This window comes from Pseudomonas bijieensis (assembly GCF_013347965.1).
In the GTDB taxonomy this organism is placed as follows: domain Bacteria; phylum Pseudomonadota; class Gammaproteobacteria; order Pseudomonadales; family Pseudomonadaceae; genus Aquipseudomonas; species Aquipseudomonas bijieensis.
Genome location: NZ_CP048810.1, coordinates 4,663,456 through 4,679,163, shown reverse-complemented (window position 1 = coordinate 4,679,163; position 15,708 = coordinate 4,663,456). Strand labels below are relative to the sequence as shown.

Here is a 15,708-nt window from a genome sequence, read left to right as displayed (position 1 = left end):
TGGATGTTCCGCACTCATCGCGGGCAAGCCTTGCTCCCACAGGATGGCATTTTCCCAATGGGAGCGTGCATATCCTGTGGGAGCAAGGCTTGCCCGAGATGGCATCAGAACAGGCGATGCATTCCTGGACTTAGTCTTCCAACAGCTCTTCAGCCTGACCCAGGATGTTCTCCAGGGTGAAGCCGAACTCCTCGAACAACGCCGGCGCAGGCGCCGATTCGCCGTAGGTGGTCATGCCGATCACGCGGCCTTCCAGGCCCACGTACTTGTACCAGTAATCGGCGTGAGCAGCCTCGATGGCGATCCGCGCACTGACCTGCAGCGGCAACACCGCTTGCTTGTAACCGGCATCCTGGGCATCGAACACGCTGGTGCAAGGCATGGAGACCACACGCACGTTGCGGCCCTGGGCGGTCAGCTTGTCGTAGGCCTGGACGGCCAGGCCAACTTCGGAACCGGTGGCGATCAGGATCAGTTCTGGCTCGCCGATGCAGTCCTTGAGCACGTAGCCACCGCGGGTGATGTCGCCGATCTGGTCGGCATCACGGTTCTGGTGCTGCAGGTTCTGGCGGGAGAAGATCAGCGCCGACGGGCCGTCGTTACGCTCGATGGCGTACTTCCAGGCCACTGCCGATTCCACCGCATCGCATGGGCGCCAGGTGTCCAGGTTCGGCGTGCAGCGCAGGCTGGCCAGTTGCTCGATCGGCTGGTGAGTCGGGCCGTCTTCGCCCAGGCCGATGGAGTCGTGGGTGAACACGTAGAGCACGCGTTTTTTCATCAGCGCCGACATGCGCACGGCGTTGCGGGCGTATTCCATGAACATCAGGAAAGTGGCGCCGTACGGCACCAGGCCGCCGTGCAGGGCCACGCCGTTCATGATCGCGCTCATGCCGAACTCGCGCACGCCGTAGTACATGTAGTTGCCGCTGGCGTCTTCGGCGCTGACGCCTTTGCAGCCTTTCCACAGGGTCAGGTTGGAACCGGCCAGGTCGGCCGAACCGCCCAGCAGTTCCGGCAGCAATGGGCCGAAGGCGTTCAGGGTGTTCTGGCTGGCCTTGCGGCTGGCGATGGTTTCGCCCTTGGCGGCGACTTCAGCGATGTAGGCCGAGGCTTTTTCGGCGAAGTCGGCTGGCAGCTCGCCGCTGAGACGACGGACCAGTTCGTTTGCCAACTCAGGGAATTCGGCGGAGTAAGCCGCGAAACGCTGGTCCCACTCGGCTTCGAGCGCACGACCTTTTTCCTTGGCATCCCATTCGGCATAGATGTCGGCCGGGATTTCGAACGGACCGTGGTTCCACTTCAACGCGGCGCGAGTCAGGGCGATCTCCTCGGCACCCAGTGGCGCGCCGTGGCAGTCTTCCTTGCCTTGTTTGTTCGGCGAACCGAAGCCGATAGTGGTCTTGCAGCAGATCAGGGTCGGCTGGGCGCTCTTGCGGGCCGTCTCGATGGCGGTCTTGATCTCTTCCGGATCGTGACCGTCGACGTTGCGGATCACCAGCCAGTTGTAGGCTTCGAAGCGCTTGGGGGTGTCGTCGGTGAACCAGCCTTCGACTTCGCCATCGATGGAGATGCCGTTGTCGTCATAGAAGGCGATCAGCTTGTCCAGGCCCAGGGTGCCAGCCAGGGAGGCGACTTCATGGGAAATGCCTTCCATCATGCAGCCATCACCCAGGAATACGTAGGTGTGGTGGTCGACGACGTTATGGCCTGGGCGGTTGAACTGCGCCGCCAGGACTTTTTCGGCCAGGGCAAAGCCCACGGCGTTGGCCAGGCCCTGGCCCAGCGGGCCGGTGGTGGTTTCCACGCCTGGGGTGTAGCCGTATTCCGGGTGGCCCGGAGTGCGGCTGTGCAGTTGGCGGAAGTTCTTCAGGTCATCGATCGACAGGTCGTAGCCGGTCAGGTGCAGCAGCGAGTAGATCAACATCGAACCGTGGCCGTTGGACAGCACAAAGCGGTCACGGTCGGCGAACGATGGGTTGCTCGGACTGTGCTTGAGGTAGTCGCGCCAAAGCACCTCGGCGATATCCGCCATACCCATGGGGGCACCGGGATGGCCGCTGTTGGCTTTCTGCACGGCATCCATGCTGAGGGCACGAATGGCATTGGCACGCTCACGACGGCTGGGCATCGCTGTTCTCCTGCGGGTATTGAATCGAGAATGAATAAAACGAAACTGAAAAAGGCGAGCATTTTCCCTCACCCACCCGCCCCGGGGCAATGACAGATAGTCATCCTTGGGCGTTTTTCCGGTGGATAAAGTCGCATTCACCAGGTGAAACCTTTCCGCTGGTGGTTTGTAGAGTCAAGCACGGGTGGAGAAGTGCCATTTATCGAGCAATATCAAAACTTTTTGATATTGAACTTGCGATGATCCAAACCCCTCACTAGACTGCTTCACCATGAAACAGACTGCCTCATCATGAACTTACCCGCGCCCTCCATTCGCCATGACGACTGCGATGAGCTAGCGGCCCTTTGCAAGGCCGGCGGCGATCCGTTGCGGCTCAATGTATTGCGCGCCCTGGCCAACGACTCGTTCGGCGTGCTGGAACTGGCGCAGATCTTCGGCATCGGCCAGTCCGGCATGAGTCACCACCTCAAGGTCCTGGCCCAGGCCGACCTGGTGGCGACCCGTCGGGAAGGCAACGCCATTTTCTATCGCCGCGCCCTGCCCCACAGCGATCTGCTGGGTGGCAAGCTGCACGCGGCGCTGCTGGACGAAGTGGACGCGCTGACCCTGCCGACCGACGTGCAGGCTCGCATCGCCCAGGTACACGGGCAACGGGCCGCCGCCAGCCAGGACTTCTTCGCACGGGTCGCCGAGAAATTTCGCGCCCAGCAGGACCTGATCGCCGGCTTGCCGCAGTACCGCGAAAGCGTTGTGGCGCTGCTCGACAAACTGAGCTTCGAACCCGCGGCCACGGCGATCGAAGTCGGCCCCGGCGATGGCGCCTTTCTGCCGGAGCTGGCGCGACGCTTCAGCCAGGTGACGGCGCTGGACAACAGCCCGGCCATGCTCGAACTGGCGCGCCAGGTTTGCGAGCGCGAGGCCCTGGCTAATGTCAGCCTGCAACTGGCCGATGCACTGGATGGCATGAGCCTGCAGGCCGACTGCGTGGTATTGAACATGGTGCTGCATCATTTCGCCGCGCCGGCCGACGCACTCAGGCACATGGCCGGCCTGCTGCAACCGGGCGGCAGCTTGTTGGTGACGGAGTTATGCAGCCACAACCAGAGCTGGGCCAGGGAGGCCTGCGGCGATCTCTGGCTCGGGTTTGAACAGGACGACCTGGCCCGCTGGGCCACCGCTGCGGGCCTCGTGCCCGGGGAAAGCCTCTATATAGGCTTACGTAATGGTTTCCAGATCCAGGTTCGCCACTTTCAGCGGCCACTGGCGACACTCACCAACGGTAACTTGTAGGAAAACATCGAGATGAGCGAATACTCCCTTTTCACCTCCGAGTCCGTGTCTGAAGGGCATCCGGACAAAATCGCCGACCAGATTTCTGATGCGGTGCTGGACGCCATTATTGCTGAAGACAAGTTCGCCCGCGTGGCGTGCGAGACTCTGGTGAAAACGGGCGTGGCGATCATCGCCGGCGAAGTCACTACTTCGGCCTGGGTCGACCTGGAACAGATCGTCCGGGACGTCATCCTGGGCATTGGCTACAACAGTTCCGACGTCGGCTTCGACGGCGCGACCTGCGGCGTGATGAACATCATCGGCAAGCAGTCCCCCGACATCAACCAAGGCGTCGATCGGGCCAAGCCTGAAGACCAGGGCGCGGGCGACCAGGGCCTGATGTTCGGCTATGCCAGCAACGAGACCGACGTACTGATGCCGGCCCCGATCACCTTCTCGCACCAGTTGGTTCAACGTCAGGCCGAGGCTCGTAAATCCGGCCTGCTGCCTTGGCTGCGCCCGGACGCCAAGTCCCAGGTGACCTGCCGCTACGAAGGCGGCAAGGTAGTCGGTATCGATGCCGTCGTCCTGTCGACCCAGCACAACCCTGATGTGTCCTACAAAGACCTGCGCGAAGGCGTGATGGAACTGATCGTCAAGCACGTGCTGCCTGCCGAGTTGCTGTCCAAGGACACCCAGTTCCACATCAACCCGACCGGCCAGTTCATCATCGGCGGCCCGGTGGGCGACTGCGGCCTGACCGGGCGCAAGATCATCGTCGACAGTTACGGCGGCATGGCCCGTCACGGCGGCGGTGCGTTCTCCGGCAAGGACCCATCGAAGGTCGACCGTTCGGCGGCCTATGCCGGGCGTTATGTAGCCAAGAACATCGTGGCCGCCGGCCTGGCCGAGCGCTGCGAGATCCAGGTTTCCTACGCCATTGGCGTGGCGCAGCCTACGTCGATCTCGCTGAACACCTTCGGCACCGGCAAGATCGGCGATGACAAGATCATCAACCTGGTCCGCGAAGTGTTCGACCTGCGTCCATACGCCATCACCACCATGCTCGACCTGCTGCACCCGATGTACCAGGACACCGCCGCCTATGGTCACTTCGGTCGTACGCCACAAACCAAGACGGTCGATGGCGATACCTTCACCACCTTCACCTGGGAAAAAACCGACCGCGCCGACGCCCTGCGCGCCGCTGCCGGCCTGTAACACCCACGTGTAAAGAAAAGCCCCTGGCGACTTGATCGCCAGGGCCTTTTTCATGCCTGGTGCTTGACCACTCAAAGGGTAAGTTCATACCGGGGCCTTGTGACGATGGAATTTATCTGTGGGAGCAAGGCTTGCCCGCGATGAGGACAACTCGGTCCCTGTGGTAATGAGGCGCCTGTATCGCGGGCAAGCCTTGCTCCCACAAAATTCCCTCGCCGAAGCTCAAGATCGCCGCGCCACCAGCAAAAACGAAGCCGCACTGGCCAACAAGCCCGCACACAGCCGATTGAACAGCCGCTTGCCACTGGGCCGGGCGAACAGCCGTCGCGCGTAAATCCCCATGTAGCAATACAACCCGATGGCAATACACTCCAGCGCCAGGAACAAGCCACCCAGCACGGCGAACTGCTGGGCGACGGTGCCTGTACGGTCGACGAACTGCGGCAGGAACGCAGTGAACAACAGGATCGCCTTCGGATTACCGATCGCCACCAGGAATTCCTGGCGCGCCAGGCCGGCCCTGCTCATCGACGCGACCGCCGCTTCGCTGCCAGCCTCGGGTTGGGCCCGCCACAATTGCACGGCCAGGTAGAACAGATAACCGGCACCGACAAGCTTGATCCCCAGGAACAACAGCTCCGAGGTATGCAGCACGGCGGTGAGCCCCACCGCGGCCAGGGCAATCATGATCGCAAAGGCCAGCAGCCGACCGAGGCCACCGCTACACGCGCGAACGAAGCCATAGCGCGAAGCATTACTGATGGACAACAGGTTGTTCGGCCCCGGCGCCATGTTCAGCGCGAAGCAGGCCGGAATGAAAACGGCGAGGGTCGTCAGGTCCATCGGAACACTCCTGGCAGAGGCGAAACGAAGGTCCATTCTGCACCGGCCCTTGAGGGGTTCAAGGGACAGTTGCGCGGCTAAATCGTGCCGCACTGTACCGCCGCGACTTTGCCATCAGGCCTCGCAAAATCCGGTAACGCACTCGGACTCGCACCTCGAGCTACTGCAACTAGTCTTCAAGCACACCACCAAGCAAGGATGCTTCGATGCTGCCGTTATCACGCACAATCGCCTGTTTCATATTCATCACCGGCCCCGCCATTGCGGCGCCCTGCCCCGACTGGCCCACCGAGCGCGCCCAGACGGAGATCGCCGCACTGCAACAGCGAATCGACGAGTGGGACGACACTTATCACCGCTACGGCCGCTCGCTGGTGGCCGACGAGCTTTACGATCAGTCCCGCTTGAAACTGGACCAATGGCGCAATTGCTTTGGCCTTGAAGCACCCGCCACCCCCTTGCGCCCGGGAGCGGGAAAAGTACCGCACCCGGTTGTTCATACCGGCCTGGACAAACTCAAGGACGCCGACGGTGCGAGAGCCTGGTTGCATGACCGGGAGGACGTCTGGGTCCAACCGAAAGTCGATGGTGTGGCGGTGACATTGGTCTATCGTGGAGGCCGCCTGCATCAGGCGATCAGCCGCGGCGACGGGATTCAAGGACAGGACTGGACCTGGGCTGTGCACAAGATCAGCAGCATCCCTCAACGGCTGCGCCAGCCTTTGGACGTGCTTGTCCAGGGCGAGCTGTACTGGCGGCTCAACAGCCATGTCCAGGCCGACAATGGCAGTCTCAATGCCCGGTCGACCATAGCGGGCCTGATGGCGCGCACAAATCTGACGGTGCAAGAGGGGACGTACATCGGCCTGTTTGTCTGGGACTGGCCCGACGGGCCGCATACCCTGCCCGAGCGGATGGCCGCGTTGAGTGAGCTGGGCTTCGCCAACACCCTCGATTACAACCAACCTGTCCGGACCCTCGCTGACGCCGAGCGCTGGCGCGACCATTGGTATCGTACGCCGCTGCCTTTCGCCAGTGACGGGATCGTCCTGCGCCAGAGCCGCCGGCCACCCGCCAAACGCTGGCAGGCTCGGGCACCGTTCTGGGCCGTTGCCTGGAAATACCCATACGCACAAGCCCTGGCCGAGGTGCGCAAGGTGCACTTCAAGGTCGGTCGCACCGGGCGCATCACGCCCGTACTGGAGCTTGAACGCATCCGGCTCGACGACCGGTGGATTCGCCGGGTAAGTGTCAGTTCCCTCAAGCGCTGGGAGGAGATGGACATCCGTCCCGGCGACCAGGTGGCCATCAGCCTGGCCGGGCTGACCATCCCGCGACTCGACAGCGTTGTACTGCGCAGTGTCGAGCGCCAGGAGGTCAACGCTCCGTTGGCCGACGACTACCACGTCCTGAGTTGCTGGCAAGCGACGCCCGGCTGTGAAAGCCAGTTCCTCGCACGCCTGAACTGGCTCAGCGGCAAGCACGGGCTCGCCCTGCCCCATGTCGGTCCCGGCACCTGGGAAAAACTCCTGGCTGCAGGTCGACTCCACGGTTTGCTGGATTGGTTGACCCTTGATGCCGCCGAGCTTGCTAACATTGGTGGCTTCGGCGAACGCAGTAGCGCGCGCCTGCTCGCCAGCCTGGACAGCGCCCGGCAACGCCCTTTCGGGCAATGGCTCAAGGCCCTGGGCCTGCCGCCGGTCGGTGAGGCCCGGCTGGAAGGGCCGTGGCAGGTGCTGGCCGAGCGAAATACCGAACAATGGCAAGCCGAAGCCGGCATCGGACCGGGACGCGCCGCGCAATTGAGCGCATTTTTTCGCGACCCGCAGGTGCTGGCCTTGAGTGAGGAATTACGCACCGCCGGGGTCGACGGTTTTTAATCCGGGCCCCGCGTGGTTGAACCCAAGGGGCAAGCATGCGTTCCAACAGCGCATCTGTACCGACCGCTCGCGATTTTTTACGGAGTTGCTATGAATTTCCTGTCCCCCGTTGCCCTGCTGGTTTTATGCAGCGCCATGGCCGCCCCCTTGATGGCGGACGAGCAAGCCCCGGAGCTCACCGGCTGCGCGGCCAAGCGCCAGGGCATCATCAACCAGATCGAACTGGCCAAGTCCCGCGGCAACCAGGACCAGCAGGCAGGCCTGGAAACCGCGCTGAGTGAAGTCACCACCCACTGCACCGATGCGTCCTTGCGCAAGGAGCGTGAAAACAAGGTGCTCGATGCCAAGCATGAGGTCAGCCGACGTCAGGCCGACCTGGAAAAGGCCATGAAGAAAGGCGACGCCGAGCGGATCAACAAACGCAAGGACAAGCTGGCAGCCTCCCGCAAGGAACTGCAGGAAGCGGTGGATGAGTTGGATAAGTAAGCGGCAAGCTCAAAGCTCTGCGCTTGCAGCTGTTTTATTCAATGATCCCGAAATTCCTTATGACAGGCACTGCACGCATCCTCGACCTTCTGGACCGCCGGCCCCAGGTAACTGGCCTTGTAGGGCTGGATTTTGCTGGCGGTCACCAATTCACCGGTGGCGGCTTCAAGATTGCGCGCCAGTTCCTGGAAGCGCGCCTGTTTTTGCCAGACTTCATCCCGGGCGCTGGTGTGGTCTTGCTCGCGTACCTGCGGGAAGTGTTTCCACGGCTCATGGGACAGCTGATCCAGCTGCACCGCGCCGTCGGCAAATCGTGCGCCATCGAACGGGACGCGGCCGCGCAACATGCCGCCCAGCTCTTCGCTGGTCTTGAGCATCTGCTTGAAGATCGCCTTGCGCTGGCCCAGGGGAGAATTGGGATCGACGCCGCCACAGGCGGACAACATCAGGCAGGCCAGCGCTGCCATGGAAAATCGTTTTACAAACATCTTGGCCTCGGGGCAGGAAACGGCGGTTAGTATCCTCGGGTCATCGGTAAAGACCAATGGCCCTATCAACAATACGGGTTGTTCGAGCGCCTGACAGCGTCCGAATGACTGCAAAGGAAATCTTCATGAACAGCCGCATCAAGACCTGGCACAAAGGCCTGGCATTGACCCTACCGCTGATCGCACTGTTGGCCGGTTGTAATCGCGGCGAAAAGGTCGAAGAGCCTCAGACCCATGCCCTCGCCACCTATGTCAGCGCACCGTGGGAAGCGTTGCCGTCGGTGTCCGATGCGGACTTGCTGGCCGGTTTCAGCTCCTGGCGCAGCGCTTGCACCCGTCTCAAGACCGATGCGACCTGGGGCCCGACCTGCGCAGCAGCGGCCAAGGTGCCGCAAACCGCACCGGATGTTCGCAATTTCCTGAAACAGAACCTGGACGTCTACGGCCTGCGCTCGGGGGACAACAGCCCCAATGGCCTGATTACCGGCTACTACGAACCGGTATACCCCGGCAGCCTCACCCAGACCGCTACGGCGAACATCCCGGTCTACGGTGTGCCCGACGACATGATCATTGTGTCGCTGGACAGCATCTACCCTGAGCTCAAGGGCAAACGCCTGCGCGGCCGCCTCGAAGGCCGGGTGCTCAAGCCGTACGACGACGCGGCCACCATCGAAACCAACGGGGTCAAGGCACCGGTCATCGCCTGGCTGACCGACCCCATGAACCTGCAATTCCTGCAAATCCAGGGCTCGGGACGTATTCGCCTCGATGATGGTCGCCAACTGCGCATCGGTTATGCCGACCAGAACGGCCACCCTTACCGCCCCATCGGGCGCTGGCTGGTCGAACAGGGTGAGCTTAAGAAAGAAGACGTGACCATGGGCACCATCAGTGCCTGGGCCAAGGCCAACCCGAACCGTATTCCTGAATTGCTCGGCAGCAATCCCAGCTACGTGTTCTTCAACCGCAACCCCGACAGTAACGAAGGCCCGCGAGGCTCGCTGAATGTACCGCTGACCGCCGGCTACAGCGTGGCGGTGGACCGCAAGGTGATTCCGCTGGGCAGCCTGTTGTGGCTATCCACCACTCGCCCCGACGGCAGTCCCTTGAACCGGCCGGTCGCCGCCCAGGACACTGGCGGCGCGATTGCTGGCGAAGTGCGGGCGGACCTGTTCTGGGGCACAGGCGAGGCGGCAGGGCAATTGGCCGGGGACATGAAGCAACAAGGGCAGATCTGGATGCTGTGGCCCAAGGGCATGGCGTTGCCATCGGTGCCGCAGGTGGCGAACGCGGTTAGCGCCAATCCCTAAGAGATGTGTTGATTGTCCCTGCCCCATCGCGAGCAGGCTCGCTCCCACAGCTGATCTCCAGTGGACACATATTTTGTGTACGGCTAGATCCATTGTGGGAGCGAGCCTGCTCGCGATAGGACCTCACAGAGGCTATGTCTCAACCGCCAGGCTCAGACCGAAACAAAAAAGAAACTCAAGACCAACCCCACCCCCACGAACCACACCAGCGACCGCAAGATGGCCCAGTCCGCCAGGTAGCAAATGATGTAGAGCAGGCGACTGGTGATGAACAACACCGCCAACACGTTGATAGTCACCAGCTCGGCATTGCCGGCCAGGTGTGCGACGATCACGGCGGCGGCGAAAAACGGGCTGATTTCGAAGCTGTTCAGTTGCGCGGCGTATGCCCGCCGGGGAGCGCCTTCGAGCGAGTCCAAAAAGTCCCGGGGGTCGTGGTTATCCTGCAACCGGTATCTCCCACCGGCCTTGGCGATCCCGACACACAGGTAAGGCAGGAGAAAAGCAATCAACACACACCACAGGGCAACCGTCATACGCACTTCCTTTTCGAGTTTTTAGAGAGAATCGAGCGCCAGTCAGGCTTTCATCACCAGCATGCCAATCAACACCAGAGCGCAAGCTAAGAGCCGCGGCCGGCCAAAAGGTTCTTTCAGGTAGCGCATGCCGAACAGCACCACCAGGATCACACTGATCTCCCGCAGCGCCGCTGCTTCGGCAATCGACCCCAGTTGCATGGCCCACAGCACCAGAGCGTAGCTGAACAAAACGCAGAGTCCGACCGCCAACCCCAACCGCCATTGCTCGCGCCAAAACAGCAAGAACGCCGGTCGCTTGCCGACCAACGCCAGCAACGGGTACGGCCAGGCACTGAGCAGCGTGAGCCAGACCAGGTAATCCAGCGGATGGGACCAACGCCGCAAGGCGTGGCCGTCGATAAAGGTGTAGCAACCGATGCACAGGCCGATCAGCGCCACCACCGGCAACATCGACCAGGGCAATCGCTCGCCACCACCGCCCTGCCACAACAGGCAAAGCATGCCGAACGGGATCAGTAAAATGCCGATGATCTGCTGGATCGTCAGTGCTTCACCGGCGAAAATAAATGTCAGGGCCAACACCACCAACGGCGACAGGCCGCGCATCAACGGATAGACCAGCCCCAGGTCACCGACCCGATAAGCCTGGATCAGCAGATAGCGATACAACAGCTCGAACAGCGCCGAGGCCAGGATCCACGGCCAGATCTCCAACGGCGGCACGGCCACGAAACCCAAGGCCAACGCGACGAACAGCAAGGCGACACTGTCCATGCACGCCACCACCAGCAAACGCTCGCCACTGAACTTGATCAGCGTATTCCACGCCGCATGCAACAGCGCCGCCACCAACACCAAGGCCGTTGCAATCACGGCACGCTCCTTATTCCATTCAGAGAATTGATTCGCCATCCATCCGCGGCCGTTTATACTGCAAGCGACCACGCCGCACTCAGTTGCGCATACACCTATTCCAATAATTTCGCTGTTGCCCCGTTCACTCGAACCGGTGGTGTCGGCATGCGTATGCCTGATCAGAGCGTCAAGACTACAGACAGAGACCTTGCGCATGCCGCTCGCCTTGCTTGCTTTGGCCGTCGCCGCTTTCGGCATCGGCACGACTGAATTCGTCATCATGGGGCTGTTGCCCGATGTCGCCCGTGACCTGGCGGTGAGCATTCCCCAGGCCGGGTTGCTGATCACCGGCTATGCCCTGGGCGTGGTGTTCGGCGCTCCGATCCTGGCCATCGGCACCGCCAATATGCCGCGCAAGGCGACGCTGCTGGGCATGACGCTGATGTTCATCCTCGGTAACGTCCTCTGCGCCCTGGCGCCGAACTACACCACGCTGATGGCCGCGCGAGTCATCACCGCGCTGTGCCATGGGGCGTTCTTTGGCATCGGCTCGGTAGTGGCGGCCGGGTTGGTGGCGCCGAACAAACGGGCCCAGGCCATTGCGATGATGTTCACCGGCCTGACCTTGGCAAACGTGTTGGGCGTGCCGTTGGGCACGGCCTTGGGCCAATACGCCGGCTGGCGCTCGACCTTCTGGGCGGTATCGGTGATCGGGGTGATCGCAGCCATCGCCCAATGGGTCTGGCTGCCCAAGGAAATCCCCATGGACAAGGCCAACCTGGCCAGCGAGTTCAAAGTCCTGGGCAAGGTCAACGTATTGCTCGCTCTCGGCATGAGCGTGCTGGCCTCCACCAGCCTGTTCAGCGTGTTCACCTACATCGCGCCGATCCTTCAAGACATCACCGGTGTCAGTCCCCATGGCATCACCATCATGCTGCTGTTGTTCGGCGTTGGCCTGACGGCGGGCAGTTTCCTCGGTGGGCGCCTGGCCGACCGACGCCTGCTGCCCTCGCTGGTGGGCATGGCCCTGGCCGTGGTGCTGGTGTTGGCCGCGTTCAGCCAGACCAGCCAGTCGGTGATTCCGGCGGCGATCACCCTGGTGCTGTGGGGTGTCTTCGCCTTCGCCCTGTGCCCGATCCTGCAATTGCTGATCATCGACCAAGCCCACGAAGCACCGAACCTCGGCTCTACGCTGAATCAGAGCGCGTTCAATCTCGGCAACGCGGCTGGGGCGTGGATTGGCGGGTTGGTGGTGGCCAGTGGTGCGGATCTGGCGGATCTGCCATGGACCGGGGCGTTGGTCGGGGGCCTCACGGTGTTGACTGCCTTATTCTTTATCTACCGACAACGTCGTTCGGTGGCAGTCGCTGTTTGAGGGGCTGAGAAATCTGCCCTGCCCGTGAGCGAATGGGCGACGCTTTCAGTAAGACTTTGTCCCCATCCGTGCGAGCTGTTTTACCTACCTTCCAGAAGCCTTGTTCCAGAGCGCTTTTCATTGAAATCCGCCGAGTGCTGTTTGCAGCCGGCGGATGTTTGTCCAATTGAGTCGCAACGCAATAAGCCCTCGGATTTTGCTTAGAGTTCGGTCCCCCACGGGTACAAGGAACGAACCAGAATGCTAGCAATCTCGCAACAGCCCCCTCCCCGTAGCTCTTTTGAGAGCACAGACCAGATCACAAGACCAGCGAATCCTGGAGATGACTGCCTATTGGTAGACCGCGCGACAGGCCGGTCGATATCCATCATTCGACATGGCGACGGTAGTGTCGAAGTCACCATGAATCGCCCCCCCATTACGGACTTGGTCCTGAGTGGCGGTGGCGCCAAGGGGGCGGCTTACTCCGGACTTGTCGAAGCCCTCGAAGCCAACGGTCTCATGGGTAATATCAGAACGATTTCAGGCTCCTCTGCAGGGGCCATATCGGCCGCCGTACTCGCCAGCGGCATGAGTCATGCGTGTTTCGACCAGATCCTTGACGATATTCCCCTCACGTCCTTGCTCGACAGCACCCACCCTATCGTTAAAACACTCCAGAACGCCTGGTCGAAGCTGGGCGAAAAACTGAAAAGCGTTCCGCTGGCGCAATTGTTGTGTGATCTGTTGCCACGCCTGGGCTCCAAGGGGATACCGCTGGAGAATCTGATCCGGGAGAAATCCTGCGCGGCGCTTTTGCAACGCTGCGACGATCACTCGGAACCTCTCTCCGAGAAAGCGCAACAAGCCATTGCCAATGTGAGACAGAACCAATACGTCACCTTTGCTGACCTGGCAGTCCTGAGCAAAGAGATCCCACAGATCAAGACCGTGGAAATCACCGGCACCGCCATGTTCGAGGAAGGCACGCAATTGGTGGTGTTCAGCGAGAAGACCACGCCGAATATGGACATTGCCGTGGCCGCGCTTATCTCCGCGTCGCTGCCGGTCGTCTTCAGCAAGCCGACCCAGCAAGGGCTGCCATTCCAACAGAACGATGAGAAACGTATTGAAACCACGGCATTTGCCGATGGCGGCATTCTGAACAACACACCGGTACCTGACATCTATAATCCGGCGACCTCCATGAGCCCGATCCCGGACAGCGAGTCTTTGATCCTGGTGTTCGAGTCTGAAGAATCGGACCAGGAAAACCAGCGGGGTACGGGCATCTCGGCCCTGATCGACAGCGTTCTCAAGGCCCCCCATACGGCTAGCGCCGCGTGGAATGCCAAGCAACTGAAGCGCTTTGCCGACCAGATCGTCGTCGTACCGCTGAAAACCGAAAAAGGCGATTACCGTGGCCTGTTGAGTGGAACGGTCAATTTCGGCATGTCCGAGGAGATCAAGAATTATCTCCAGGAAGAGCTGCGCAAGGTTGTCCAAAGCTATCTGGACGAGCGCTACGCCACGCAGCAAACCTTTGCATTTGTCTCGATCGAGGACGCCCTGTTGGCGTTGAGCGACAAGGATTTCGAACCGCTGAGCGCAGAACTGGAAGACGACGAAGCCTGCACCGAGGTGATTGCCTTCAGGCGCCACGCACAACAGGCGTTGACGCAATTGAAGGAAGCGATCCAAGCGGCCAACGAAACACCTTCTAAGCTTGAACCCACCTCGCAAATGCACATGGCCATCAGGGCCCTCGACCAACTTGCGGATCAACCCGGCAAGCTGCAATGGCTAGCTAAACGCCTCAATCACGGCAATGACCCGGACTTCATGCAATTCCTGCAGGCCGCCGCCGAGTGGGACAAAGGCGCGACCAGCGCCATTTCCGAGGTGACCCGTCACGCCGTCGAGCAAATGCACCAGCAGGACATTGCCACGCGCATCCATAACGTCGTGCAAAACGTGCTGCATCCCACACTCTTCCGCAGCGGCCAGCCCAGTGCAAACATCAAGCTGATAGAAGGGGCAATCCGGGACCTTCAGGAAGTGCAAGATCCAAAGAGGTTCAACAATTCACTGGCGCAGAGGATCGCGTTCAACAAAGCACTCGAACGGGTCATCGCCAACTACAGGTCGCGCTACACGGGAATGCTTGATCCGGAGTCAACAACCCGCAAGACCCTGCGCAACATGCAATTCAATTAACGCCAACCACGCCGGGAGCCTGCGATCAGGCTCCCATTCATTCCGAGTCGCCACGCGGCCTTGCCGCTCCTGACGGCTTATCTTTGGGCGGGCCGACTTCGCTACGAATCTGCGCATGACTGATCAAAGCGAAGATAAAACTCCCACCGACGATATTGCCCGCCAACGTCGGCCCGGCAAACACCATCCAGAAGTCCTCCCACGACAACTGACCGGCAAACACCAGGTAGGACACTTCCGCCGAGCCGACGACGATGTGAGTGAAATCCCCCAGCGCCATGAGGTAAGTGATCAGAATGATGATCCACATCTTGGCGCTTTCCATGGAGGGGATCATCCAGACCATGGTGGCGATCATCCAGCCGGAAATGATGCCCTTGGCAAACATCTGGCCGGTGTCGTTTTCCATAACCTTGCGGCCGATCTCCAGGAAAGCCTGGTCAGTGCGCTGGTCAAAAATCGGCAGGTGCAACATCACGTAGGCCACCAGCAAGGTGCCACACAGATTGCCCACCAGCACCACGCCCCAGAGCCGGATCAACCGCCCGAAATTGCCCAGGGTGGGCTTGCTCATGATCGGTAGCACCGCGGTCAGGGTGTTTTCGGTGAACAATTGCTGGCGGGCCAGGATCACCGCGAGAAAACCGGCGCAATAACCGAAGCTGGCGATGACCTTGAAGCCTTCGTGGTCCGGCAGCCGGGAGTTGAGCAACCCCATCGCCATCAGTGACAGGCCCATGGTCAACCCCGCCGCCAGGGCCGACCACCAGAGCGCAGCGATACTGCGCTCAAGTTCCTGGTTGCCCTGGGTGCGGATGATTTCATGCAACACGGCAGCCCGCGGCGGCTGGTTGCGGTCGACTTCGTGCTGTTCCTGAGCCGAGAGATCAGGGGTCTTGCCGTCTTTATGGGTGTCCATACAGCTCCTGAACCGGTGGCGTGATGTAGCTACGACACGTGGCGTTCGGAGCTGTTCAGTGGTGGACTGATGTTCATGGACCTTGAAGCCGCCATCGCGAGCAAGCTCGCTCCCACAAGGGGATTGATGGCGAACACAAATCCCATGATCAATACCGAATCAATGTGGGAACGGACCTGCTCGCGATAGC

The 15,708-nt window shown here is 61.0% G+C and carries 12 protein-coding genes and 1 pseudogene; 7 read left to right on the top strand and 6 right to left on the bottom strand.

Going from position 1 to position 15,708, the window contains the following annotated elements; all coding sequences use genetic code 11:
- Positions 1-130: 130 nt before the first annotated feature.
- The gene (gene tkt / locus GN234_RS20520) at positions 131-2,128 is read right to left on the bottom strand and encodes a transketolase (RefSeq protein WP_109755082.1); all 1,998 of its coding nucleotides are present in this window, start codon (positions 2,126-2,128) and stop codon (positions 131-133) included.
- A 291-nt stretch (positions 2,129-2,419) separates the two neighbouring features.
- Between tkt and GN234_RS20515 the strand changes: the two are divergent.
- Both GN234_RS20515 and metK read left to right on the top strand, forming a co-directional pair.
- Positions 2,420-3,414 (top strand): annotated as a pseudogene (locus GN234_RS20515) (ArsR/SmtB family transcription factor).
- A gap of 19 nt (positions 3,415-3,433) precedes the next feature.
- On the top strand, positions 3,434-4,624 hold the full coding sequence (metK, locus tag GN234_RS20510; RefSeq protein ID WP_116833643.1) for a methionine adenosyltransferase: 1,191 nt from the start codon (positions 3,434-3,436) through the stop codon (positions 4,622-4,624).
- Between the two features lie 222 nt (positions 4,625-4,846).
- Here the strand turns inward: metK and GN234_RS20505 are convergent, their stop codons facing one another.
- A complete protein-coding gene (locus GN234_RS20505; RefSeq protein ID WP_176688983.1) occupies positions 4,847-5,467 on the bottom strand; it encodes a LysE family translocator in 621 nt (206 codons plus the stop codon).
- A gap of 206 nt (positions 5,468-5,673) precedes the next feature.
- Between GN234_RS20505 and ligB the strand changes: the two genes are divergently transcribed.
- Together ligB and GN234_RS20495 are read left to right on the top strand one after the other, a co-directional pair.
- Positions 5,674-7,347: an NAD-dependent DNA ligase LigB gene (gene ligB / locus GN234_RS20500; protein ID WP_176688982.1), complete on the top strand. Its 1,674-nt coding sequence runs from the start codon at positions 5,674-5,676 to the stop codon at positions 7,345-7,347.
- 90 nt (positions 7,348-7,437) lie between these two features.
- A complete protein-coding gene (locus tag GN234_RS20495; protein ID WP_109755086.1) occupies positions 7,438-7,833 on the top strand; it encodes a DUF1090 domain-containing protein in 396 nt (131 codons plus the stop codon).
- A 38-nt stretch (positions 7,834-7,871) separates the two neighbouring features.
- On the opposite strand, the gene GN234_RS20490 is transcribed toward GN234_RS20495, so the two are convergent.
- On the bottom strand, positions 7,872-8,321 hold the full coding sequence (locus GN234_RS20490; RefSeq protein ID WP_109755087.1) for a c-type cytochrome: 450 nt from the start codon (positions 8,319-8,321) through the stop codon (positions 7,872-7,874).
- A gap of 125 nt (positions 8,322-8,446) precedes the next feature.
- On the opposite strand from GN234_RS20490, the gene mltA reads away from it, so the two are divergent.
- Complete coding sequence (mltA, locus tag GN234_RS20485) at positions 8,447-9,634, top strand: murein transglycosylase A (protein ID WP_109755088.1); 1,188 nt, start codon at positions 8,447-8,449, stop codon at positions 9,632-9,634.
- A 152-nt stretch (positions 9,635-9,786) separates the two neighbouring features.
- Here the strand turns inward: mltA and GN234_RS20480 are convergent, their stop codons facing one another.
- Positions 9,787-10,170: an MAPEG family protein gene (locus GN234_RS20480; protein ID WP_109755089.1), complete on the bottom strand. Its 384-nt coding sequence runs from the start codon at positions 10,168-10,170 to the stop codon at positions 9,787-9,789.
- A gap of 42 nt (positions 10,171-10,212) precedes the next feature.
- The gene (locus GN234_RS20475; protein ID WP_109755090.1) at positions 10,213-11,046 is read right to left on the bottom strand and encodes an EamA family transporter; all 834 of its coding nucleotides are present in this window, start codon (positions 11,044-11,046) and stop codon (positions 10,213-10,215) included.
- A 196-nt stretch (positions 11,047-11,242) separates the two neighbouring features.
- On the opposite strand from GN234_RS20475, the gene GN234_RS20470 reads away from it, so the two are divergent.
- Both GN234_RS20470 and GN234_RS20465 read left to right on the top strand, forming a co-directional pair.
- Positions 11,243-12,403, top strand: coding sequence for an MFS transporter (locus tag GN234_RS20470; RefSeq protein ID WP_109755091.1), 1,161 nt, complete (start codon positions 11,243-11,245; stop codon positions 12,401-12,403).
- 333 nt (positions 12,404-12,736) lie between these two features.
- Entirely contained in the window at positions 12,737-14,599 is a 1,863-nt protein-coding gene (locus GN234_RS20465; RefSeq protein ID WP_233459480.1) for a patatin-like phospholipase family protein, read from the top strand.
- Positions 14,600-14,636: 37 nt separating this feature from the next.
- On the opposite strand, the gene GN234_RS20460 is transcribed toward GN234_RS20465, so the two are convergent.
- Positions 14,637-15,518, bottom strand: a complete 882-nt coding sequence (locus tag GN234_RS20460) for a formate/nitrite transporter family protein (protein WP_109755093.1) — start codon at positions 15,516-15,518, stop codon at positions 14,637-14,639.
- Positions 15,519-15,708 lie beyond the last annotated feature (190 nt).